The 23,328-nt window shown below is 43.1% G+C and carries 24 protein-coding genes; all 24 read left to right on the top strand.

The features are described from left to right. The first annotated feature begins 1 nt into the window (after nucleotide 1). A complete protein-coding gene (locus J2Z20_RS06130; protein ID WP_209846516.1) occupies nucleotides 2-772 on the top strand; it encodes a ClpP family protease in 771 nt (256 codons plus the stop codon). Then, on the top strand, nucleotides 769-1,026 hold the full coding sequence (locus tag J2Z20_RS06125) for a YlzJ-like family protein (RefSeq protein ID WP_209846513.1): 258 nt from the start codon (nucleotides 769-771) through the stop codon (nucleotides 1,024-1,026). The genes J2Z20_RS06130 and J2Z20_RS06125 overlap by 4 nt, the downstream gene beginning before the upstream one ends. 77 nt (nucleotides 1,027-1,103) lie before the next feature. After that, nucleotides 1,104-3,779 carry an FtsK/SpoIIIE family DNA translocase gene (locus J2Z20_RS06120; RefSeq protein WP_342454268.1) on the top strand — a complete coding sequence of 892 codons (2,676 nt, stop codon included), beginning with the start codon at nucleotides 1,104-1,106 and terminating at the stop codon, nucleotides 3,777-3,779. A gap of 158 nt (nucleotides 3,780-3,937) precedes the next feature. Next, nucleotides 3,938-4,708, top strand: coding sequence for a spore cortex-lytic enzyme (gene sleB / locus J2Z20_RS06115; protein WP_209846511.1), 771 nt, complete (start codon nucleotides 3,938-3,940; stop codon nucleotides 4,706-4,708). A 140-nt stretch (nucleotides 4,709-4,848) separates the two neighbouring features. After that, a complete protein-coding gene (gene yfmF, locus J2Z20_RS06110; RefSeq protein ID WP_209846508.1) occupies nucleotides 4,849-6,129 on the top strand; it encodes an EF-P 5-aminopentanol modification-associated protein YfmF in 1,281 nt (426 codons plus the stop codon). A 3-nt stretch (nucleotides 6,130-6,132) separates the two neighbouring features. Continuing rightward, nucleotides 6,133-7,416 carry an EF-P 5-aminopentanol modification-associated protein YfmH gene (yfmH, locus tag J2Z20_RS06105; RefSeq protein WP_209846506.1) on the top strand — a complete coding sequence of 428 codons (1,284 nt, stop codon included), beginning with the start codon at nucleotides 6,133-6,135 and terminating at the stop codon, nucleotides 7,414-7,416. Nucleotides 7,417-7,418: 2 nt separating this feature from the next. Further along, nucleotides 7,419-8,183 carry an elongation factor P 5-aminopentanone reductase gene (ymfI, locus tag J2Z20_RS06100; RefSeq protein WP_209847380.1) on the top strand — a complete coding sequence of 255 codons (765 nt, stop codon included), beginning with the start codon at nucleotides 7,419-7,421 and terminating at the stop codon, nucleotides 8,181-8,183. A gap of 104 nt (nucleotides 8,184-8,287) precedes the next feature. Further along, nucleotides 8,288-8,542, top strand: coding sequence for a DUF3243 domain-containing protein (locus J2Z20_RS06095; RefSeq protein ID WP_209846504.1), 255 nt, complete (start codon nucleotides 8,288-8,290; stop codon nucleotides 8,540-8,542). Nucleotides 8,543-8,741: 199 nt separating this feature from the next. Next, nucleotides 8,742-9,509, top strand: coding sequence for a DUF3388 domain-containing protein (locus J2Z20_RS06090; RefSeq protein WP_209846502.1), 768 nt, complete (start codon nucleotides 8,742-8,744; stop codon nucleotides 9,507-9,509). A gap of 69 nt (nucleotides 9,510-9,578) precedes the next feature. Next, complete coding sequence (locus J2Z20_RS06085) at nucleotides 9,579-10,598, top strand: helix-turn-helix domain-containing protein (RefSeq protein WP_209846500.1); 1,020 nt, start codon at nucleotides 9,579-9,581, stop codon at nucleotides 10,596-10,598. Between the two features lie 66 nt (nucleotides 10,599-10,664). Then, complete coding sequence (locus tag J2Z20_RS06080; RefSeq protein ID WP_209846499.1) at nucleotides 10,665-10,829, top strand: hypothetical protein; 165 nt, start codon at nucleotides 10,665-10,667, stop codon at nucleotides 10,827-10,829. A gap of 122 nt (nucleotides 10,830-10,951) precedes the next feature. Next, a complete protein-coding gene (locus J2Z20_RS06075) occupies nucleotides 10,952-11,443 on the top strand; it encodes a YajQ family cyclic di-GMP-binding protein (RefSeq protein WP_209846486.1) in 492 nt (163 codons plus the stop codon). 137 nt (nucleotides 11,444-11,580) lie between these two features. Next, entirely contained in the window at nucleotides 11,581-12,168 is a 588-nt protein-coding gene (gene pgsA, locus J2Z20_RS06070) for a CDP-diacylglycerol--glycerol-3-phosphate 3-phosphatidyltransferase (RefSeq protein WP_209846483.1), read from the top strand. 90 nt (nucleotides 12,169-12,258) lie between these two features. Continuing rightward, complete coding sequence (locus J2Z20_RS06065) at nucleotides 12,259-13,509, top strand: competence/damage-inducible protein A (RefSeq protein WP_209846480.1); 1,251 nt, start codon at nucleotides 12,259-12,261, stop codon at nucleotides 13,507-13,509. A 260-nt stretch (nucleotides 13,510-13,769) separates the two neighbouring features. Further along, a complete protein-coding gene (recA, locus tag J2Z20_RS06060; protein ID WP_209846476.1) occupies nucleotides 13,770-14,831 on the top strand; it encodes a recombinase RecA in 1,062 nt (353 codons plus the stop codon). 145 nt (nucleotides 14,832-14,976) lie between these two features. Further along, nucleotides 14,977-15,693 (top strand): regulatory protein RecX, encoded by a 717-nt coding sequence (locus tag J2Z20_RS06055; RefSeq protein ID WP_209846474.1) that lies wholly within the window; start codon nucleotides 14,977-14,979, stop codon nucleotides 15,691-15,693. Between the two features lie 345 nt (nucleotides 15,694-16,038). After that, nucleotides 16,039-17,580: a ribonuclease Y gene (gene rny / locus J2Z20_RS06050; RefSeq protein WP_209846471.1), complete on the top strand. Its 1,542-nt coding sequence runs from the start codon at nucleotides 16,039-16,041 to the stop codon at nucleotides 17,578-17,580. A gap of 60 nt (nucleotides 17,581-17,640) precedes the next feature. Further along, on the top strand, nucleotides 17,641-18,435 hold the full coding sequence (locus tag J2Z20_RS06045; protein ID WP_209847374.1) for a TIGR00282 family metallophosphoesterase: 795 nt from the start codon (nucleotides 17,641-17,643) through the stop codon (nucleotides 18,433-18,435). 113 nt (nucleotides 18,436-18,548) lie between these two features. Beyond that, nucleotides 18,549-18,809, top strand: a complete 261-nt coding sequence (locus tag J2Z20_RS06040) for a stage V sporulation protein S (RefSeq protein ID WP_005550495.1) — start codon at nucleotides 18,549-18,551, stop codon at nucleotides 18,807-18,809. Between the two features lie 79 nt (nucleotides 18,810-18,888). Next, the gene (locus J2Z20_RS06035) at nucleotides 18,889-19,839 is read left to right on the top strand and encodes a dipeptidase (protein ID WP_342454267.1); all 951 of its coding nucleotides are present in this window, start codon (nucleotides 18,889-18,891) and stop codon (nucleotides 19,837-19,839) included. Nucleotides 19,840-19,948: 109 nt separating this feature from the next. Continuing rightward, nucleotides 19,949-20,521: a phosphate propanoyltransferase gene (gene pduL / locus J2Z20_RS06030; protein WP_209846456.1), complete on the top strand. Its 573-nt coding sequence runs from the start codon at nucleotides 19,949-19,951 to the stop codon at nucleotides 20,519-20,521. Nucleotides 20,522-20,660: 139 nt separating this feature from the next. After that, nucleotides 20,661-22,208 (top strand): tRNA (N6-isopentenyl adenosine(37)-C2)-methylthiotransferase MiaB, encoded by a 1,548-nt coding sequence (miaB, locus tag J2Z20_RS06025; RefSeq protein WP_209846453.1) that lies wholly within the window; start codon nucleotides 20,661-20,663, stop codon nucleotides 22,206-22,208. Between the two features lie 69 nt (nucleotides 22,209-22,277). After that, nucleotides 22,278-22,730, top strand: a complete 453-nt coding sequence (locus J2Z20_RS06020) for a YlbF/YmcA family competence regulator (protein WP_415639998.1) — start codon at nucleotides 22,278-22,280, stop codon at nucleotides 22,728-22,730. 187 nt (nucleotides 22,731-22,917) lie between these two features. After that, nucleotides 22,918-23,322: a PaaI family thioesterase gene (locus tag J2Z20_RS06015; protein ID WP_209846451.1), complete on the top strand. Its 405-nt coding sequence runs from the start codon at nucleotides 22,918-22,920 to the stop codon at nucleotides 23,320-23,322. Nucleotides 23,323-23,328 lie beyond the last annotated feature (6 nt).

Raw genomic sequence — 23,328 nt, 5'->3', positions numbered from 1 at the left:
AATGAATACAAGAGATAACGGAAATACAGCACAGTTCAATCACTATACTAATCAAACCGAGCAACCGGCAGCAGTACCTGATGATAAAAAGGCGCCGCCGCCTGTTGAAACCATTCAGCAACTTGGTCAGACCACAGTCCCTTCCGCAGAATCGAATGTTTTCTGTTTAACGATCATTGGTCAAATTGAAGGTCATTTGGTCCTTCCTCCCCAGAACAAAACGACGAAATATGAGCATATCATTCCTCAGCTTGTTGCAGTCGAGCAAAATAACAAAATCGAAGGCGTTCTCATTATTTTAAATACGGTAGGCGGTGATGTAGAGGCTGGTCTTGCCATCGCAGAGATGATCGCTTCCATGTCTAAACCAACAGTCACGGTTGTTATCGGCGGAGGACATAGCATCGGTGTACCGATTGCTGTCGCATCAGACTATTCCTTTATTGCAGAGAGCGCTACGATGACTATCCATCCGATCCGAATGAGCGGACTCGTTATCGGTGTGCCTCAAACCTTCGAATATATGGAGAAGATGCAAGAACGAGTTGTTCGGTTTGTAACGAAGCATTCCCGAATTTCGGAGGAGAAGTTTAAAGATCTTATGTTCAAAACTGGCGAATTGAACCGAGATATTGGTACGGCTGTTGAAGGTGAGGATGCCGTTAAATTCGGTTTAATCGACGAAGTGGGCGGTATAGGCGCGGCAATGAAGCATTTGGAACATTTGATTAAGGAACGCAAGACAATACCAGCTGGAGGGTTCACACAATGACTCTCTATACAACGATGCCTATGGAAACCGTCTGGGATGGCGCAATGACTTACACGCCTCAATTTGTAGAAATAGAGATCAATGGTATGTTGGTTCAAGCGGCTCCAATCGATTCACAAAGGGCTGTCATCGTAAGACTGCTTCGTTGTGAGCTGAGTGATTATTTGAACCCTGCATACGCCCCTGGGCAACAAATTTGCTATTTCCCTGCAGTTCAATCCAATCAACCTAATCAATTCAGCCCTATAGTGTGAATCAGTCTTAGGCATGTATAACAATATAGGTGTGATATCGGCCTTTGTGGTATAATATTCTTCTGGGGGTGACTATTGTGGCCAGAAGAAGAAAGAGGAAAAATGTCTCTTTAAGCAACGTGCTTAAATATGAAATTTATGGGATTATCTTCATTACATTATCAGTCATTGCGCTATCAGGAGAGGCTGCAGTCGGTAGATCCCTGTCTAAAATGTTTGGCCTTGTGCTCGGTAAATTTTATTTTGTCATTCCATTAGTAGGTATATATGTCGGTTTGATGGTTATGATTCATCGCAAGTGGCCAAGAGGCTGGACTAGTCGAAAAGCGGGAATTGTGCTGCTTGTGCTTGCACTCACGTTAATGAGTACCATTTCAACAATAGAACAGAAACTGTCCCCATTAATGAACGTGGATGCAGGGATGATTCTCAAGCAAGTACATAATGATCTTCAAGGATCACTCATCTCACCTAAAGCGGAAAATGATACTTCCATGCTTCATAAAGATATTGGCGGAGGATATGTCGGTGCTGTTCAGCTCGCTATGCTCTATTGGCTGTTCGGAATGATTGGTTCCAGACTGGTCATGATCGTCATGTTCTTTATTAGTTTTATGCTGATTACAAATCTGTCTTACGTTGAATTGATGCGGATTGTTCGTGCACGATTAATGAAGCTGATTGCTGTATTTCGTTCAAGCAGAAAAAGTAAGAATAGAACTGCTGACAAACATGGGCCGAATAAGCTTGTGTCGAAGCGGATGGAAGTTGAGCTGCTCCCTATGGATGATGAGGATGAGGACGAACATTATTCCAGTCCTCAAAATCAAAAGAAAACCCCAGTGTTCTTTCAATTGTTCAGCAGCAAACAGCCTAAGGCCCATCATGAATCGGACGAGGACGTACTGCTGGATGATATCGTGATGAGATCCGCTTATCAAGCGGCACCTATTGATGATGAAGAGAACGAAGAGGTACATAGAGAGCCTAACAATATTAATCATGATCAGCAGGTAGACCATCATGAAGAAGATATAAGTGAAGACAGTATACGCGGAAATAATGGTCCGATTATTCGGGATTTCTTTGAACAAGTGAAAACAGAGGGAAGACACGAAGATCCAGATTATGACGATCTAATGGATGATTACATAGTCGAAGGGACCATAGACAAATATTCAGCACCGCGACCGACACCACTAGCGCCAGTAGAGTCTTTATCAGAGATGGCAAGTAACGATCTGAATCTAAATGGGGATTCAAACCTATCCACTCAGGATCAAAGCAAAGAAATGGATATGATCACACCACTGCCTAAACCATCTCCGAAGCCGTATAAGCTTCCACCATTCCGTCTGCTGTCCAAACCGCCATCAAGCAGCAAAGCTGGAGATCAAGCAGATTATATGCAGACAGCTCGTAAGCTTGAAGCAACTTTGGAGAGCTTTGGCGTCAGAGCTAAAGTGCTCGAAGTGGTCAGAGGACCAGCTGTTACTCGTTATGAAATTCAGCCTGACATTGGTGTGAAGGTAAGTCGCATTGTCAATCTGACGGATGATATCGCGCTCGCTTTGGCAGCGAAAGATATTCGTATGGAAGCGCCGATTCCAGGGAAATCAGCAATCGGAATTGAAGTGCCGAATCCCGAGGTGTCGCTTGTAACGATGCGAGAAGTGATGGAGACACAGGTGTTCCAAGATTCCTCCTCGAAATTGTCCATCGCTCTCGGACGAGATATTTCAGGGCAGACCATTGTCGGCAACTTGGCCAAGATGCCGCATTTACTTGTGGCGGGTGCTACTGGTTCTGGTAAATCCGTATGTATTAACGGCATTATTACGAGCATATTGTACAAAGCTAAGCCAGATGAAGTTAAGTTCATGATGGTCGATCCGAAAATGGTCGAACTGAATGTTTATAATGGAATTCCGCATCTGTTAACGCCGGTTGTTACCGATCCGAAGCGTGCTTCATTAGCGCTGAAGAAGATTGTTGTGGAAATGGAGAAGCGTTATGAACTGTTCTCGAAATCGGGAACACGTAACATTGAAGGCTACAACAATTTGATGAAAGATAACCCGGAAGCAATTTTGCCGTATATCGTCGTTATCGTCGATGAACTTGCCGATCTTATGATGGTTGCAGCGCATGACGTGGAAGAGGCAATTACTCGTCTTGCGCAAATGGCGCGCGCTGCGGGTATCCACTTGATTATTGCTACTCAGCGTCCTTCAGTAGACGTTATTACTGGTGTTATTAAAGCGAATATTCCTTCAAGAATTGCATTCGGCGTATCCTCTCAAGTGGACTCAAGAACGATTCTGGACATGGCTGGAGCAGAGAAGCTGCTCGGACGCGGGGATATGTTATTCATGCCAATGGGCACCTCTAAGCCTATTCGTGTGCAGGGTGCATTTATGACCGATCAAGAAGTTGAATCGATCGTTAATTTTGTACGTGAACAGGGAGAAGCGGAATATAACGAAGATCTTGTACCTGAAATAGAAGAAACCGCGCAGGAGCAAGAAGAAGTTCTAGATGAACTCTACGACCAAGCGGTGCAAATCGTGCTTGAAGCGAAGCAAGCTTCAGTGTCCCTGCTTCAGCGCCGCATGCGTATTGGTTATACAAGGGCGGCTCGGCTCATTGATTCGATGGAAGCACACGGCATCATCGGCCCTTATGAGGGCAGTAAGCCGCGTGAAGTGTTGATGTCTTTAGAGCAGTATCAGCACGGCAGAGTTAGTTCTTAATACATAGTCTTTCTCGACTGATTACGGTCGGGAAAGACTTTTTTTATGCTGCAAACAATCTGTTCTTCCTTTCTGAATAGTGCATAGTATCGCAAAAGGATTCTCATAATAACGTTAGTCATCCTGATACTCCACAAGAGAAAGGTAGAGCTTATAGCATGAAAAAAGCAAAAATTTGGATTTCCACCGGTTTAGTGCTTCTAATAATGGGCTCTCTGTTTGGAACATATCAGCTAAAACAGAGCGGGGCGATCGTACCGACTTTCAGCTCAAATATTATTCAGTATGGTTCATCCGGCCAAGATGTATATGAGCTGCAAGGGCGTCTAAAATATTTGGGATTCTATAATGGGAAAATTGACGCCTATTTTGGAGATTCGACGTTAAAATCAGTCAAATGGTTTCAATCCGAATTTGGCATGAAAGCAGATGGCATTGTCGGTGGCAAAACAAAACTGAAGTTGTATAATGCAACGAAAAATTGGAAGCCAACGGGTTCTGCTGCTACGATTAAAGAGGAAGAAGCAAGTTCCGACGATAACGGTGAAACTCCTTCGTCTAACCCGCTTGGTCTAACTGATAATGACCTTAAACTTATGGCTAACGCCGTCAACGGAGAAGCAAGGGGTGAACCGTTCGAAGGGCAAGTTGCGGTTGCGGCGGTCATTTTAAATCGTGTGAAGTCACCTAATTTTCCAAATACCGTATCAGGTGTTATATTTCAGCCAGGAGCTTTTACAGCCGTTGCAGACGGTCAAATTTGGCTTACGCCAAACGAAACTTCCCGCAAGGCAGTACAGCAAGCGGTAAACGGCTGGGATCCAACGGGAGGATGTTTGTACTATTTCAATCCGAAAACGGCAACCTCGAAATGGATCTGGTCGCGTCCGCAAGTCAAAACGATTGGTAACCATATTTTCTGCATGTAACTCATCAGTAAAAGAGTCTTCATGAAGAAGCAGCCGAAGGTTATTTCCTCGGTTGCTTCTTCCATTTCAGTTGGTATAGAATGGATTTACCCTTAAATTACAAGGTGTAATATCATCTGCGTTGTAAAGGAGTTTTGGACTTGAATACAACCCAATTTGAACGCGGAACCGTGAATCAATTACGAATTCATGTGCTTCCGACCAAGCGCTTTAAGACATTTGCAATTTCTCTCTATATCGGATTCCCTCTTCAAGAAGAGACGGTTACAAAAGTTGCACTTACGCCATTTGTGCTGCGCAGAGGTACAGCATCGTACCCCGAAACAACGCAATTTCGTGAGCAATTGGAGCATTTATACGGAGCAGGATTTGCCCTTGATGTATATAAACGCGGTGATTATCAAATTGTACAATTTCGTATGGATACGATTAATGATTCTTTTGTACAAAGCGATGAATCTCTTCTTGAAAAGTCGTTTAACTTCCTTGGTGAAGTGCTGACGAAGCCAGTAACAGAGAACGGACATTTCCGTACTTCGTATGTACAGGCAGAGCGTGAGACGATCCGCAAAAAAATGGAAGCGATTGTAAACGATAAAATTAGGTATGCAGCTGAACGGTGTATCGAGGAAATGTGTAAAGATGAGCCATACAGACTTCATCCGCTCGGTAAACGGGAAGATCTGGCTGGGATTGAGGCTGCTGAGCTATATAATGCCTATCAGGATTGGCTGCAAAATGCGGTGATGGATTTGTACGTTGTGGGTGATACCACCTCCGAGGAAGTAGAGCAATTGGTCAAGAAATCTTTCGACATGCAGCGTACCTCTTCACCCTCGTATTCACAGACTCGGGCGATAACCGGAGTGAAGGAAGTAAAGACTGTAGAAGAAGCGATGAACGTCAGTCAAGGAAAGCTGAATATGGGTCTTCGCACTTCCATTACGTATGGTGATGATAAGTATGCACCTGCCTTGCTGTATAACGGGATTCTAGGCGGTTATCCGCATTCGAAGCTGTTTAGGAACGTACGTGAGAAAGCGAGCCTTGCTTATTATGCTTCTTCGCGCTATGACGGACACAAAGGGATCGGAACGATACAGTCTGGTATTGAAATTCAGAATTACAAGAAGGCGTTAGATATTATTCAGAAACAACTCGAAAGTATGCGAGCAGGTGAAATTTCGGAGCTGGAAATGATCCAGACGAAAGCAATGATAAGCAATGCGCTCAGAGAAATAGAGGACTCTGCCTTCGAGATGATCGCCTTTGATTTTAACAGGCAGTTATCGGGTAAAGAACGTTCTACGAGTGAATTGCTTGAGCAGGTGCAGCGTGTAACCGTGCAGGATGTCGTTGCTGCAGCCCAAACTTTTGAGCTGGATACGGTTTATTTTTTGAAAGGTCAAAAGGAGGAATAGCCTGTGGAACGTATACAATATCCGAATCTGCAAGAAACGCTGTACTATGAAGTGATGGATAACGGCCTTCAGGTGTATGTTCTGCCAAAGCCTGGCTTTTCGAAAACGTACGCTACTTTTTCAACAAAATACGGGTCGATTGACAATCACTTCAGAGTTGAGGGGCAAGAGGAAGTGAAAGTTCCTGACGGCATTGCACACTTTTTGGAACATAAAATGTTCGAAGAGCCTGAAGGAGATATTTTCGCCACGTTCTCCTCGCAAGGAGCGTCCGCGAACGCTTTTACCAGCTTTGATCAGACAGTTTATCTCTTCTCTGCGACAGAACAAATCGACGCGAATTTAGAGACGCTTATTAATTTTGTGCAGCACCCTTATTTTACAGATCAGAATGTAGAGAAAGAAAAAGGGATTATCGGCCAAGAAATTCAGATGTATCAAGATAACCCAGACTGGCGTGTCTACTTCGGATTAATCGAAGCGCTTTACAAGGTGCACCCTGTCCGTATTGATATCGCAGGGACAGTGGAGTCGATCGGTACGATTACAAAAGAAACGCTCTACAAGTGTTACCATACGTTCTATCATCCAAGCAATATGTTGCTGTTTATTGTCGGGGGAGTAGAACCTGAACATGTATTTAAATTAGTGCGGGACAATCAAGCGAAGAAATCTTTTGAGCCACAAGGCAACATTGAACGTTTGTTTGATGAAGAGCCGTCCGAAGTTGCTGAGCCGCGCAAAGTCGCAAAACTAGCTGTCTCTATGCCTAAATGTCTGTTTGGGTTTAAGGAAACAGAATTGGGTCTAACGGGAGAGGCGCTTGTACGACGTGACTTAACGACTAAGCTGATGCTGGATTTGTTGTTCGGTTCAAGCACGAGCCTGTATCAGAAGCTGTACGATGAGGAGTTAATTTCAGACAGCTTCGGTTACGAATACAATAGCAATCCGAATTATGCATTCTCAGCCATCGGCGGAGATACGAAAGATCCTGATTTGCTGCTGCAGCGGATTCGAGAAGAAGTAGATAAAATTCGGGAGAAAGGCTTTACAGCATCCGATTTCGAACGGCTTCGCAAAAAGAAAATCGGCGGTTATTTGCGCATGTTAAATTCTCCTGAAAATATTGCTCATGAATTTACACGATATAAATTCCGAGACAGCGACTTGTTTGCCGTTCTGCCGCTTTATGAAGCAATTACACTTGATGAAGTGAACGAACGTCTTCGCAGTCATATCGACTGGTCGAAGCTTGCGGTATCCATTGTGGTGAGCCCTTCATGAATATGCATCATGGGAGAGATTTAATGCTTGATAGGCAGATGACAGCTTTAATTACGGGAGCGGGTCGAGGGATCGGCGCTGCCATTGCTGAACGGTTAGCAGAAGGCGGGATGAATGTCGTTATCCACTATATGAAATCGGATGAAGCAGCAAGAGAAGTCGCCAGACGCTGCATGTCATTTGGAGTAAAAGTGTTGACAGTCGCGGCGGATTTGCGCAGCAAAGAACAAATTATGGAGATGCGGACAAAGATTGAATCAAGCGGGATGCAGCCTGATATTTTAATAAATAATGCTGGCATTTCGCACTACGGCCTTCTCTCGGACGTTACTGAGGACGAGTGGGATGAAGTGATAGACATTAACCTAAAAGGTCTGTTTCTGTGTACACAGGCCTTTATGCCTTATATGATTTCACAGCGTTATGGCCGCATTATAAATATTTCATCAGTATGGGGGATGGCTGGTGCTTCTTGTGAGGTCGTATATTCGGCGGCGAAAGGCGGTGTGAACGCTTTTACAAAAGCGTTAGCTAAAGAGCTTGCCCCGTCTGGAGTAACCGTGAATGCTGTAGCGCCTGGAGCTGTAAATACGAGTATGCTTGAGCACTTAGACCATGATGAAATGAAGATGCTTGAAGAGGAAATACCGGTTGGCAGGCTAGGGGAGCCTTCGGAAATCGCATCTCTTGTTTATTTCTTAGCTTCTCCAGAGTCAGCATATATAACGGGACAAATCATCAGTCCAAACGGTGGATGGGTAATATAGTGAAAAGTTCTTCCTTCGCATACGAGAATAAATGGCAGCATTTTGATGCATATTACGAGTGTTGATTTAAATTTCTTGTATGAGGTGAAGGAGGATTTAAAACGATGTCATCCGTGATGAATGATTTTGATAGCTGGAAAAAATTTTTAGGTGAACGCGTTCAGAAAGCGGAGCAACTAGGTGTCAACGAGGATACAATCAATAATCTCGCTTATGAGATCGGTTCTTTCCTTGATGAGAAGGTAGACCCGGCAAATCATTCGAACCGTGCACTCAAAGAACTTTGGGACGTAGGCAATGAAGAGGAACGTAAAACAATTGCTCGTCTGATGGTGAAATTAGCAAAGCAAAACGCATAACATGGTCGCTTCAAAACATGAGAAAAGCTCCCATTTGGGAGCTTTTCTCTAATCTGTATTTAGATGAGCCTTGCCTTTCATTTTTATTTTATATATCATTAACACGTAGTAAGAGTAATGACCTAGCCTGATTCCATGGGAGTAAAGAACTGTTTTGCTATAAATAATAGCATTTATGTATAAAAATGAGGTGTCTGCAATGGGGAACAAGCAATGGTACATGGAATATAAAATACATAAAAATCGTCCCGGCCTCTTAGGAGATATTGCTTCAATGCTTGGGATGCTTGAAGTGAATATCATTACAATTAACGGTGTTGAAGGTAAAACACGCGGTATGCTTCTTGAATCCGATGATGATGAGAAAATTAGATTGATGGGTCAAATGCTTGAAAAGGTAGATAACATTACGGTGAGTGCTTTGCGCTCTCCGCGCTTAGTTGATATTTTAGCTGTTCGTCATGGGCGGTATATTGACCGGGATTCTGATGATCAGAAGACGTTTCGTTTTACACGTGATGAATTAGGACTTTTGGTTGATTTCCTCGGCGAAGTCTTTAAGAGAGAAGGAAATCAAGTTATCGGATTAAGAGGCATGCCACGAGTCGGCAAGACAGAATCGATTATTGCTGGCAGTGTTTGCGCCATGAAGAGATGGACGTTCGTCTCGTCAACATTGCTTAGACAAACCGTTCGAAGCCAGTTATCCGAAGATGAAATGAATCCGAATAATGTGTTTATTATTGACGGTATTGTAAGTACTATTCGTTCCAACGAAAAACATTATCAGCTTCTGCAAGAAATTATGGAGATGCCTTGTACCAAGGTCATTGAACACCCTGATGTGTTTATGAAAGAATCAGAATTTGATTATAATTCATTTGATATTATTATAGAGCTCCGTAACAATCCTGAGGAAGAAATTGTTTATGATACGTTTACAACAAGTTATACAGATGATCTGTAAATATTTTGTAAATGAATTGTAAACTTTTCAAAGATAAAATAATGATATTCTGAATAAGGAGGTGATGGTATGTCGGATCTAGGTCAACAGCTTAAGGAAGCCCGTCTTCAAAAAGGTTTAACACTTGACGATGTGCAAGAAATGACAAAGATAAGAAAAAGGTATTTGGAAGCAATCGAGGCTGGGGATTATAAAGTGCTCCCAGGCAGTTTTTATGTGAGAGCATTTATTAAGACATATGCTGAAGCGGTTGGAATCAATCCGGACGAGCTGTTCGCTGTACACCAGATGGATATACGGACACCCGAGCCGGAAGTTACTGCCGAACCGATTGTCCAAAAGCGTAGCAACAGACAGTCTTCTGATCGAAATTCAAAATGGATTTCTACGGTCCTTATGTGGACTTTTCCAATATTGATTATTGCTGTTATTTACTTATATGTCTCATCGCTCAACGATAAAAAAGGCGTCAACAAAGTTGATCCAACAAAAGTAACTACTGAGCAGGCTAATCCTGCAGATTTACAGTCTACAACTCCTGCAAATTCAGGAGATAATGCTGGTGGAACAAATAGCGAAGTTCAAGGCAACAACGGGGCTAGTACGACTCCTGAGACTCAGCCTCCTGCAGTAACTGAACCGAACACCACTAAGTCAGCGGCGCCTGTCGTTACAGAGGATCGTAAAGAAGGCAGCACTACCGTGTTTAAAGTTACCCCAGCAGATGCTGCTCCGGTTAAGGTAGAAATTAAGGCGACCGGAAAGAGTTGGGTAGAGGTGCGTAAAGGCAGTTCTAAGGGTGAGAAGCTTTTCTATGCCAATATGAACAACGGTGATGATCAGACTTATGAGCTTGATGGACAAGGCCTGTTCATCAAGTCTGGTAACTCGCCTGCGACTGAAATTACAGTTGGCGGTCAAGTTGTAACGGATGGCAAGCTTACTTCCAAAATTCAATTGGAGTTAGGAAGCGCTGATTCAGCTGGCTCCCAAGCCGAATCTACTTCGGGAACAAATCAAACGGGTGAAGCAAACAACCAAACCGATTCTACTCAAGTAGATACAACCCCGACTACAGCAAACGAATAAGGAAATAACTTCACGGAGAGAATAGAATTACTCTTCTATTCTGGAATGAAGTGAGGTGTACGTACCTTGTCCGTTGGCTGGATCGTTACTGGAGTAGGTGTAATTGTCAGTCTTTTAGGTTATTATCTGACGCCAAATGCGTGGGGCTACGGCATTTTAGGTTTCGGCCTTGCACATATTGTGCTCGGTATTCTAGATATGTTTCGTCAGCCGTCACGAAGTAAATATTAAGCGATGCATGTATATGGACGCTCCTCTTAGACCTAAGGTTAGTCTTGAGGAGCGTCTTTTGTCTAATTAGACTTCGCTTCAAGTTTTTCATATAATATCTACTGGAAAGGACGTGAAAACAGATGGCTTCAGAAAATTCATTTGATATTGTTTCCAAACTCGACGTGCAGGAAATGATTAACGCGATTCATCAAACGGAGCGTGAAATTGAAACGAGATTTGATTTTAAAGGCAGCAAAAGCAGTTTGAAACTTGAGAAGGATGTGCTTGTCGTTACTTCAGATGACGAATATAAACTGAATGCTGTGCTTGATATTCTACAATCGAAAATGGTCAAGAGAGGTCTATCGCTTAAAAATGTAGATTACGGTAAAATTGAACCAGCTTCTATGGGGACAGTTCGCCAACGCATTACTTTGAAGCAAGGAATTGACCAAGAGAACGCGAAAAAAATAAATGTGCTCATTCGCGATTCGAAGCTTAAAGTGAAGAGTCAAATTCAAGGAGATCAAATTCGAGTCACCGGAAAAAGTAAAGATGATCTGCAATCCGTGATGCAACTTCTGAGAAAAGCAGATTTGCCTCTTGATTTGCAGTTTACGAACTTTAAATAAGGAATTCAACTCCAATTTACAAAAATATGTTAAAGTAAAATTGCTGTATTTTGACAGGGTATACCCCTTGTATTATACTAACTTACATAATATTTGACGTATATGAATGAATATGATCTTTTCGGGGAGGGTGTCTTGTGAATTTACCCAACCGTATTACACTCACAAGAATTTTGTTAATTCCAATCATGATGGTTTTTCTGCTTGTTGATTTCAAAATGACAGCTTCTTTACAAGTTGGCTCATATCGTATTGAGTACAGCCAACTTATTGCTACCATTCTGTTTATTATAGCGGCAAGCACGGACGGTATTGATGGTCATATTGCCCGCTCGCGCAACCTCGTAACAAACCTTGGTAAGCTGCTCGATCCACTTGCTGACAAATTGCTGGTAACGGCAGCGCTTGTGTCGCTAGTCGAAATGGGGAAATGCGATGCGTGGATTGCAGTGCTGATCATCAGCCGGGAATTTGCGGTAACTGGCCTTCGTCAGATAGCTTTGCTGGAAGGTTCGGTTGTTGCAGCGAGCAAATGGGGCAAGGCTAAAACGATCATACAAATGATCGCCATTATTTCGAGTCTGCTGAACAACTTCCCGTTTGCATTTTTAAATATCGCTTTCGATCGAATTACTTTGGTGTTAGCGGCGATTATTACCGTATACTCCGGTATTGATTATTTTGTTAAAAATAGAAGCATACTTGTTCAACATTCCAAAGCATAATGATTTACACGGCAATAGGTCCTTCCTATTGCTTTTTCTTTCTCGGGCTGCTCTGATTTAAGTCCATACATATAAAGGAGGAAGTTCACAATGAAAGCGGAAATTATTGCGGTAGGTACCGAGCTTTTGCTTGGACAAATTGTGAATACGAATGCACAGTATTTGTCTCAGGAACTGGCGTTCTTAGGTATTGATGTATATTTTCAAACGGTTGTTGGCGATAACTTAGGTCGATTAAAACAAGCGATTACGATAGCTCAGAACCGAGCGGATGTTATTGTATTTTCAGGCGGACTTGGACCTACACAAGATGATTTAACAAAAGATGCGATTGCGGAAGTTTTGGGCCGTAAAATGTACATCGATGAAGACGCTATGGCTAAAATTGAGGCGTTATTCAAAGGTAGAGGCACTGTGATGACCGAAAATAACCGGCGTCAAGCTCTGATAATTGAAGGGAGCGATCCGCTTCCGAACGAGACAGGCTTAGCGCTTGGGAATGCTATTTCACAAGACGGCAAGTACTATATCATCCTTCCGGGACCGCCGAAGGAGCTCATTCCGATGTTTGATCATCAGGCTAAGCCATGGATCGTCAAGCATGTTCTGACTTCTGAGATGCCGCTCTTCTCCAAAATGTTAAAGTTTGCAGGGATTGGTGAATCGCTGCTTGAAGAAAAATTAATTGATCTCATTCAAAATCAAACGGATCCGACAATTGCTCCTTATGCCAAAGAAGGGGAGGTAACCATTCGTCTGTCGACAAAAGCGCCTACTAAGGCGGAAGCGAACGTGAAACTTAATGAGATGGAAGCGAAAATAAAAGCTCGTCTTCCGCAACATTTGTATGCCAATATCGATGTCCCAATTGAACATACGATCGTTCATTTGATGGCAGATCAAGGGTTGACTTTAAGTGCTGCGGAAAGCTGTACTGGCGGCATGGTTATGGAGACGATTACTTCGATTGCGGGTAGCTCTTCGGTATTAAAGGGCGGGTTCGTCACCTATACGAACGAGATGAAGGAGCAGCTTCTCGGCGTTCCGCATCATTTGCTCGAAGGAACAGATGCTCCGGGAGCGGTAAGCGCTGAAACAGCGCAAGAGATGGCGGAGCGGGTAAGAACCATTACGAATTCCGATTTTGGGTTATCGGTCACGGGTGTAGCTGGTCCCGGCGAATCAGAAGGTAAGCCTGCGGGGTTAGTATACATCGGTATTGCTGAGAAGGGGAAAGAGACAGAAGTCCATCAGCTTAAATTGCACGGTAACCGTGAAAGTGTGCGAAACCGAGCTGTTAAGGCGATTTTGTATCGCCTATGGTTGAAGCTTCAATCTTAAGTTAGATGATATTACTGCCTGATGTTGCGTTAGCAATAGACATGAGGTATATTATCTAATAACGGAAGAACCGTAGCAAAACTGATTTTGCTGCGGTTTTTTTGTATTTAAATGTAAGGAGGTCTGTTGCCTTTTCGAAAAAAAACGAATGTATGTTCGAAAAAATGCTTGGCAAACGACTGAAAACAAGGTATCATAATATTACAAACTACAAAACAAATTAGTGATGAAGAATATCAACCGTAAAGGGTGTGGATTGATTGTCAGATCGTCGTGCTGCGCTGGAAATGGCGCTTCGTCAAATAGAGAAACAATTTGGTAAAGGTTCCATTATGAAACTTGGGGAATCGACGCACATGCAAGTGGAAGTTGTTCCCAGCGGCTCTATTGCACTGGATATCGCGCTTGGAACAGGCGGGTTCCCAAGAGGTCGGATTATTGAAATTTATGGACCTGAATCTTCAGGTAAAACAACTGTAGCATTGCACGCTATTGCTGAAGTGCAAAAAACGGGGGGGCAGGCTGCGTTTATCGATGCAGAGCATGCGCTCGACCCACTTTACGCAAGCAAATTAGGTGTAAATATTGATGAACTGCTTCTCTCCCAGCCAGATACTGGGGAACAAGCGCTTGAAATTGCAGAAGCGCTAGTACGAAGCGGTGCGGTTGATATTATTGTTGTCGACTCTGTCGCAGCTTTAGTACCAAAAGCAGAAATCGAAGGGGAAATGGGTGATTCGCACGTCGGTCTACAAGCGCGTCTCATGTCCCAAGCACTTCGTAAATTGTCTGGTGCAATTGCTAAGTCGAAGACGATTGCCATTTTCATTAACCAATTGCGTGAAAAAGTAGGGGTCATGTTCGGTAACCCTGAAACGACTCCAGGCGGCCGCGCTCTTAAATTCTACTCGTCCGTTCGTCTTGATGTACGCCGTGTAGAGACGATTAAAGTTGGTAATGACAGCGTAGGTAATCGTACGAGAATTAAAGTTGTGAAGAACAAAGTTGCTCCTCCGTTCAAACAAGCGGATATCGATATTATGTATGGCGAAGGAATTTCCAGAGAGGGAAGTATTATCGATATTGGTACCGAGCTTGATATCGTCAATAAGAGTGGTGCTTGGTATTCTTACGAAGGTGAGCGATTAGGTCAAGGGCGCGAGAATGCGAAGCAATTCTTGAAAGAGAATGCTGCAATAGCTGCTGCTATTGAACAGAAAATTCGCGAATCAAGCAATTTGTCGACTTCTGTATCTTCCCCTTCTGCTGCGGAGTTAGAAGAAGAATCGTTGGAAGAAAACGAACTTTTTGAAATCGAATAGCAAGGATGAAGCGCTCCAATCGATGATTTCTCACCGAGAGGAGCGTTTTTTAGAGATGAAGAGGAGCGCTTTTTAGAGGTAAGAAAGTATATACAAACTTCCGCTTAAGAAGTGTTGATGATTAACAAAATAAGGGAGTTCCAATATGGAAGAAAATGAACTGCCCATTCAGCAAGATGGTGGGCCGAATAATCAAGAGACGCTGCTTCAGCTGCCTGATGAAGGAGAACTCGTTATTACTTCGGTAGAGCATGCTAAAAAGGCTAAAAACCGATATCTGATCTGGTTTGGCGATCTATCATTATCTGTACATGAAGATGTGATGATCAAGTATCGGATGTTAAAGGGCAGCACCTTTAATAAGCAAGAACTTGGTGAAATCATTATCGCAGATGAGAAGCAGCGAGCTTACGTTCAGGCTATACTTTATTTGGGACGCAAACCTCGTACGAGACAAGAGGTTGCCATTCGTCTTAGGGAGAAAGAGATCGAAGAAGGTGTAATCGACGAAATTATAAATCGTCTTGAGCAGGAAGGGCTTCTAAATGATGCTATCTACGCTCGCCAGTGGGCCCAGCAACGTGTTTCGAGCCAGCGGAAGGGTAAAGTGTGGGTAAGGCATGAGCTGCGTCAGAAGGGGATTAACAAGTCTCTCATCAGCGAAGCGTTGGAACAAATCAGTGAAGAAGAAGAATTAGCGAGTGCGATCACGATCGGTCGCAAGAAGTGGAAACAAACGAAGGGGGAACGGCTTGATCGCAGACGGAAAACGGCTGCTTATTTGATGCGCAGAGGTTTTTCGAGTGAATTAGTACGCCGTGCTTTCGTAGAAATTGAGAATGAAGATGGGTTCGAGGAATAATTTGCTGAAAAATGACGGCATGTGCTCCGTGGCGATGTCAGTTTGCTTGACAATATCTTTTGGCAAATAATAAAATATAGATGAATCATTAATTTTAGAGTCGCTTTTCCTTCCAAAAAGAGGATTCTATGATTCTAATCGCCAATTTATGATGAAATGAATGTTGTCCTCTGCTGCATTTTATTGAAGTTATAAGCACATGAATGATCAAGAGCAGCAGTGGACTGAATCGGCATTATAGTGAATATACCGATTCTTAGTAAACAAAAGAATGAATGTGTAAACTGAAAATTTGACAAATCCCAAGGAATGCCTTGGAGGAATCAACGAGGAGGTGAACAGGACATGCAATCATGGATCTGGATACTGATCGTTCTCGTTGTAGCCGCATTATTCTTTGGGTTCGGTTATTTTATTCGCAAGTCTCTTGCAGAAGCTAAAATTTCTAGTGCAGAAGCTGCTGCTGAACAAATTATTGAAAATGCGAAGAAAGAAGCAGACGCGCTGAAGAAAGAAACAGTTCTTGAAGCGAAGGACGAAGTCCATAAGCTAAGAACTGAAGCTGATAAAGACATTCGTGAACGCCGTAATGAAATTCAACGGCAAGAAAGACGATTGTTGCAAAAAGAAGAGTCGATGGATAAAAAAATAGAATCGCTCGAACGTAAAGAAGAACAAGTGGCGAACAAAGAGAAACGTATCGAAGAAACTCAGCAACAAATTGATCTTATCTACAAGAAGCAATTGGAAGAGCTTGAGCGGATTTCCAACTTGTCGATGGAGGATGCTCGAAGCATCATTTTGAGTACGGTAGAGCAAGAAGTTCGTCACGAAACGGCACAAATGATCAAAGATATTGAACAGCAGGCTAAAGAAGAAGCGGATAAGAAATCCCGCGAAATCATTACCATGGCTATTCAACGTTGTGCTGCTGATCATGTTGCTGAAACAACGGTATCTGTCGTTACATTGCCGAATGAGGAAATGAAAGGACGGATTATCGGCCGCGAAGGACGAAATATTAGAGCGCTCGAAACTCTTACGGGTATTGACCTTATTATCGATGATACACCGGAAGCAGTTATTTTATCAGGATTTGATCCGATCCGCCGTGAAATTGCACGTACTGCTCTTGAAAAATTGGTGGCAGATGGTCGGATTCATCCAGCGCGTATCGAGGAAATGGTGGAGAAATCCCGTCGAGAAGTGGATGAGCGAATTCGTGAGTATGGTGAACAAGCTACCTTTGAGGTTGGAGTACATGGACTACATCCTGATTTGATTAAAATTTTGGGACGTTTGAAATTCCGGACAAGCTACGGACAAAACGTACTCAAGCACTCCATGGAAGTTGCGTATTTAGCAGGATTAATGGCTGGAGAGCTTGGAGAAGACGTTGTATTGGCGAAACGTGCCGGGCTTATGCATGACATCGGTAAAGCGCTCGATCATGAAGTGGAAGGGTCTCATGTCGAAATCGGCGTGGAACTGGCGAAGAAATATAAAGAACATCCAGTGGTTATTAACAGTATCGCATCGCATCATGGTGACGTTGAAGCTACTTCGGTTATTGCGATGCTCGTAGGTGCAGCCGATGCGCTCTCAGCAGCAAGACCGGGCGCAAGACGCGAGACATTGGAAACTTATATCAAACGTCTGGAAAAACTAGAAACGATCTGTGAATCGTTTGAAGGCGTTGAGAAATCATATGCTATTCAAGCGGGTCGTGAAGTTCGTGTCATGGTTCAACCTGATAAAATCGATGATGCGGAAAGCTTCCGCTTAGCGCGCGACATTACGAAGATGATTGAAAATGAACTCGATTATCCGGGTCACATTAAAGTTACAGTAATTCGTGAGACAAGAGCGGTTGAATACGCGAAATAAAGGATATGCTGAAAAGTGGCTCCCGTGGTGGGCCACTTTTCATTGTGAGGGGGGAGTACCATCAAAGTTTTATTTATTGGTGACATTGTAGGGAACACAGGCAGAAAAGCGGTTAAAGAGACATTGCCGCACTTAAAATCGAAATTCAACCCGCATATCATTATCGCAAATGGTGAGAATGCTGCATCTGGACGGGGCATTACGGCTGCTATTGCTAAGGAGTTTTTCGACTGGGGAATCCATGGCATAACCATGGGTAATCATACGTGGGATAATAAAGATATTTTTGAGTTTATTGATGATGAGCCTAGATTGATTAGACCTGCTAATTTCCCTGAAGGAACACCAGGTCTTGGGTCTACAGTTATTAAAGCGAACGGCAAAGAACTCGGTATCGTTAATTTGCAAGGAAGAACGTTTCTTCCGCCGATTGATGATCCTTTCCGGAAAGCGGATGAAATCGTCGATCAAATGAAGAAGAAAGTAAAATGTATTTTGGTGGACTTTCACGCGGAAGCGACGTCGGAGAAAATAGCGATGGGCTGGCATTTAGATGGCCGGGCATCTATGGTTGTTGGAACACATACACACGTACAGAGCAATGATGACATCTTGCTTCCAGGCAGAACAGCGTATATTACAGACGTTGGTATGGTTGGCTCGCGGGAAGGTATTCTAGGGATGGAACGTGAGGCGGTCCTTCGCAAATTTAAAACGCAGCTGCCTGTTCGTTTCCAAGTCGATAACGGGAAATGGCAATTCCATGCTGTCTTCGTCGATATAGACGATGCGACAGGAGAAGCTAAGCACATCGAAAAAATTCGTCTGCTAGAAGACGAGTGGGTTATAAATTAATAAATTTGTTATAACTTGGTAATATCTCCTCAAAAAGAAGGAATCTTTTCCACTCTTCTCGAATAACATTTATTAGTGGAATCAAACCAACATTCCCAGGGGAGGTACTAAGCATGGAAGTATTAAAAGTGTCAGCGAAATCCAATCCTAACTCCGTTGCCGGAGCATTAGCAGGTGTTCTCAGAGAACGTGGTGCTGCTGAACTACAGGCGATCGGAGCGGGTGCACTTAACCAAGCGATTAAAGCGGTAGCGATTGCCCGGGGATTTGTAGCGCCTAGCGGTGTTGATTTGATTTGTGTTCCTGCTTTTACGGATATTGTCATTGATGGTGAGGACAGAACTGCAATTAAATTAATCGTAGAGCCTAGATAATAAATTAGAGTTCAATATGAACCTGTTTACGTTACATAGTAGACAGGTTCTTTTTGTTGCCATAGAAAGGGTGGTTAAGGTGAAACGGGGGATTGTAGATTTCCATTGCGATGCGTTAAGTAAAATGCAGATGAATCCAAAAATCAACTTTGCCTCTGATGAGAGGCTTGATGTATCCAGGCTGATGCTTGAGGAAGGCGGAGTCATGCTGCAATGCTTTGCCATATTTCTCTCACCGCATTTCGAGCCGCATTTTGAACTTATTTTGGATCAAATGGGGCTATTTAAGCAAAAAGTTAGTCGTGCAAATCAAATTCCGCTCATACAGTGGCGTGAAGATATTGAGAACCTAAGGGCATCTACGCATATTGGCGGATTATTGTCGATCGAAGGTGCTGATGGTCTTGAAGGCAATATGTTTTATCTACAATTATGTTATGAGCAAGGGGTTCGTTTCTTAGGGTTAACCTGGAATTATGCAAACTGGGCAGCAGATGGAGTTATGGAACCGAGGAACGGAGGATTTACGAAGAAGGGCAAGGTGCTTGTCGCCAAATGTAATGAGCTGGGTATCATTTTGGACGTCTCACATTTATCTGAGCAAGGGTTTGCAGAGTTAACGGAGCTGTCGCAGAGGCCGTTTATAGCGTCACACTCGAATAGTTACACAATATGTAACCATGTCCGTAATTTGAAGGACGATCAGATCAAAGCAATCATCCGCATGAATGGGAGAATAGGATTGACTTTTGTGCCGTGGTTCGTGAGAGATACAGAGCGAGTGGTCATGGAGGATTTACTGCCCCATATCGAACATATATGTGAACTTGGCGGAGCGAAGCATCTAATGTTGGGTTCAGATTTTGACGGGATTGACAAGTGGATCGTTGGCCTTGAAAATGCAGGGAAGTATCAACGGTTCGTAGATTTGCTTCTTCGTTACTATCCAGAAGATTTAGTACTCGGAATTCTATCAGGAAATGCACTTCATTTCTTAAATGAAAATTTGCCAGCAAGAAGAAATGAGTAGTGTGATATGAGGACGACTGGATATACCGGTCGTCTTTTCCTTTTTAAGCAAATAGTTGTATAATGAGTTTCGTCATTTAGTGCTACTGATAAAGAGGAGTGGAAATACAATGAGTAAAACTGTACCTGTAGGCGTCTCAGCGAGACATATTCATTTGACAGAGGAGCATATTGAGGCTTTGTTCGGACCAGGGTACCAATTAACACCGTTAAAAGACCTTTCACAGCCGGGACAGTATGCTGCGAACGAGACGGTTACGGTGATCGGACCAAGAGGTCAATTTGATAAAGTGCGGATTTTAGGACCTGCTCGGCCAGCATCACAACTTGAAATATCTCGTACGGATGCATTTTCTATCGGTCTTAAACCTCCTGTTCGTGAATCTGGCAACATTGAAGGAACGCCTGGAGTTACCATTAAGGGACCTTATGGGGAAGTGCAGCTTGAAGAAGGTGTCATCATTGCTGCACGTCATATTCATTTCCATACTTCTGATGCAGCTAAATGGGGAATTAAAGACAAACAGCTGCTCAAAGTTCGTGTGAACGGTGAGCGCGGGCTTGTATTTGAAAATGTGATTGCACGTGTGTCTGATTCTTTTGCGCTGGACATGCATATCGATACCGATGAAGCAAATGCCGCAGGTTTGAATAACGGCGACACGGCTGAAATTGTAGATTAAGACCATGAATAGAGGTAAGACGAGAGTTTCCTTTGGTGGATAAGGCTTTAGATTCATGTTATAATTAGATGTAATGCCCATTTTTAATTAACATGCTAGATTGCGTTATTATATAGGATTTAAGGAGTGAACCCACAGCATGGCAAAGGAAACGAAGGATTACTCCAAATATTTTGATTTCTCGGATGCGAAAGTAATTTCTGACGATGGACATACCAAAAAGATTCGTATTAAAGGCCGGGAAATCAACATTATTTCGGAGCCTAACCATAGACAAGAGAAACAGCGCGGTAAAGAGGACGTTAAGGTGCTCTATGAAAATGCTGTGCCTGACGAACTGAAGACAATAGGTGAAGGCAAACGCTATATTGTGTATACTTACGGCTGTCAAATGAATGAACATGATTCTGAGACAATCAAAGGGCTTCTGGAGCAAATGGGCTATCGCAGTACGGAAGATCGTAAAGAGGCCGACATTATTTTACTTAACACATGTGCGATTCGTGAGAATGCAGAAGATAAAGTATTCGGCGAACTTGGTCATTTAAAAACGCTCAAAACGGAAAATCCAGGCTTACTGATTGGGGTATGCGGCTGCATGTCTCAAGAGGAAGTCGTTGTCAACCGTATCATGCAGAAACATGGTTTCGTCGATATTATTTTTGGAACACATAACATTCATCGCTTGCCTCATTTGGTGAAGGAAGCGATATTCAGCAAAGAAATGGTTGTTGAAGTGTGGTCTAAAGAAGGCGACATTATTGAGAACTTGCCGAAGAAACGTGAAGGAATGCGTGCATGGGTTAACATTATGTACGGCTGTGATAAATTTTGCACGTATTGTATCGTTCCGTTCACTCGCGGTAAAGAAAGAAGCCGTCGCCCAGAAGACGTCATTGCAGAAGTGCGTGAGCTGGCGCGTCAAGGATTTAAAGAAATTACGCTGCTTGGGCAGAACGTAAATGCCTACGGCAAAGATTTTGAAGATATCAACTATACATTCGCTGATTTGATGGATGATATTCGGAAAGTGGACATTCCGCGTGTTCGTTTCACGACATCCCATCCGCGCGACTTCGATGATCATCTTATTGAAGTGCTTGCTAAGGGCGGCAACCTTGTTGAGCACATCCACTTGCCGGTTCAATCAGGCAGCACGGCTGTTCTGAAAAAAATGAGCCGCAAATATACGCGTGAGCAATATTTAGAGCTGGTTAGAAAAATTAAAGCAGCGATTCCGAATGTTGTGCTAACAACGGACATTATCGTTGGTTTCCCTGGTGAAACGGATGAGCAATTTGAAGAGACGCTTTCCTTAGTACGCGAAGTCGGATTTGATTCGGCGTTTACATTTATCTATTCGCCGCGTGAAGGAACACCAGCTGCCGTTATGGAAGATAATGTTCCGATGGAAGTGAAGAAGGAACGTCTGCAACGCTTGAACAATACAATTAATGAATATAGCCGTACAAGCAACGATAAACTGAAAGGTCAAATCGTAGAAGTGCTTGTAGAAGGTGAAAGTAAAAACAACACGAACGTGCTTGCCGGACGTACACGCACGAATAAATTAGTGCATTTTGAAGGATCTAAAGATTTGATTGGCAAGTTCGTACATGTGAAGATTACTGATCCAATGACTTGGTATATTAAAGGGGAAATTGTACCTGAACCTGTCACTGTATGAATCTGTTAATATAAAGATGAGATTTAAGCAAGATCATATTTTATATATTAGAGATGGGGGAGAACGACCGTGGAACAACACGATCATAATCATCATGCAGGTGCAGATATTCCGAAATTTAATACCAAAGATTTAATTATCCGTGAAGATATTATGGCTAAGGCTAAAGAGCTGGCTGATCTTATTGGCACAAGCGATGAAGTGATTCAATTTAAGCAGGCAGAAGCAAAAATTCGCAACCATGAACGCATTCAAAAGCTGATCAATATGATTAAAAAGAAACAAAAGGAAATTGTCGCTTTCGAAACGTTCCAAAATAAAGAAATGGTCGCTAAAATCGAGCGTGAAATTGAAGAGCTTCAGGATGAGCTGGACAGTATCCCGCTTGTAACAGAATTCCAACAAAGTCAAGTCGACATCAATTATTTGCTTCAATTAGTCATTTCCGTGATTCGTGATACGGTTTCTGAAAAAGTAAACGTTGAAGCGGGTACGGAAGCAGCTCCAAGCAGCTGTGACTAACCTATTGCCATCTATGGCTGTTCACGTCTAGTTGTAACAAACATCTTCGAGAGGGCTCCGATCGGAGCTCTTCTTTTTTAAGATTAGCTCCGAGATGGGGCTTTTCTTGTAGACGAACCATTATATAATAGTTTTAAGTTGGGCAACATTAGACCACAGCTAGAGCTGCAGGGGGAGGAAGCTAGGCTTGGACGTAATTAGAGAAATTGTTGTTGAAGGTGAAGAGCGGTTCTGGGGATTGCTTGGGTGCAGACTCATTTCAAGTGATGAGAAGAATGTAACGATTGGTCTAACAACAAATCGCACGCATTGGAATAGTATGGGGATAGTGCACGGCGGAGTGTTGAGCTCGCTAATGGATCAAGCGATGGGGATGCTTGCGATTAAGGTTCGTGATGGAATGCCTGCAGTCACTACCAATTTAAATGTTCATTTCTTGGCACCGATGGAGCAAGGGGAATTAACAGCGACAGCAAGAGTTATTCACGAAACGAACCGGACCATAACGCTTCAAGCTGAAGTTAGAGATGCAGACGGCGTTCTTGGCAGTGTGGCAACCGGAACATTTCGTGTTGTAAAATTATCAAATTAATATACG

The organism is Paenibacillus sediminis, from assembly GCF_017873765.1.
Lineage (GTDB): Bacteria > Bacillota > Bacilli > Paenibacillales > Paenibacillaceae > Paenibacillus_AG > Paenibacillus_AG sediminis.
The sequence above is the reverse complement of the archived record's forward strand: the minus strand, read 5'-3'. Positions and strand labels throughout refer to the sequence as shown.

What these genes read in the sequence shown, in the direction of transcription:
- miaB (WP_209846453.1), top strand. Translation starts at nt 20,661, where the DNA reads ATGGCAAAGGAAACGAAGGATTACTCCAAATATTTTGATTTCTCGGAT.
- J2Z20_RS06075 (WP_209846486.1), top strand. Translation starts at nt 10,952, where the DNA reads ATGGCTTCAGAAAATTCATTTGATATTGTTTCCAAACTCGACGTGCAG.
- J2Z20_RS06085 (WP_209846500.1), top strand. Translation starts at nt 9,579, where the DNA reads ATGTCGGATCTAGGTCAACAGCTTAAGGAAGCCCGTCTTCAAAAAGGT.
- ymfI (WP_209847380.1), top strand. Translation starts at nt 7,419, where the DNA reads ATGCATCATGGGAGAGATTTAATGCTTGATAGGCAGATGACAGCTTTA.
- J2Z20_RS06095 (WP_209846504.1), top strand. Translation starts at nt 8,288, where the DNA reads ATGTCATCCGTGATGAATGATTTTGATAGCTGGAAAAAATTTTTAGGT.
- J2Z20_RS06125 (WP_209846513.1), top strand. Translation starts at nt 769, where the DNA reads ATGACTCTCTATACAACGATGCCTATGGAAACCGTCTGGGATGGCGCA.
- sleB (WP_209846511.1), top strand. Translation starts at nt 3,938, where the DNA reads ATGAAAAAAGCAAAAATTTGGATTTCCACCGGTTTAGTGCTTCTAATA.
- J2Z20_RS06065 (WP_209846480.1), top strand. Translation starts at nt 12,259, where the DNA reads ATGAAAGCGGAAATTATTGCGGTAGGTACCGAGCTTTTGCTTGGACAA.
- J2Z20_RS06055 (WP_209846474.1), top strand. Translation starts at nt 14,977, where the DNA reads ATGGAAGAAAATGAACTGCCCATTCAGCAAGATGGTGGGCCGAATAAT.
- pduL (WP_209846456.1), top strand. Translation starts at nt 19,949, where the DNA reads ATGAGTAAAACTGTACCTGTAGGCGTCTCAGCGAGACATATTCATTTG.
- J2Z20_RS06040 (WP_005550495.1), top strand. Translation starts at nt 18,549, where the DNA reads ATGGAAGTATTAAAAGTGTCAGCGAAATCCAATCCTAACTCCGTTGCC.
- J2Z20_RS06090 (WP_209846502.1), top strand. Translation starts at nt 8,742, where the DNA reads ATGGGGAACAAGCAATGGTACATGGAATATAAAATACATAAAAATCGT.
- rny (WP_209846471.1), top strand. Translation starts at nt 16,039, where the DNA reads ATGCAATCATGGATCTGGATACTGATCGTTCTCGTTGTAGCCGCATTA.
- J2Z20_RS06130 (WP_209846516.1), top strand. Translation starts at nt 2, where the DNA reads ATGAATACAAGAGATAACGGAAATACAGCACAGTTCAATCACTATACT.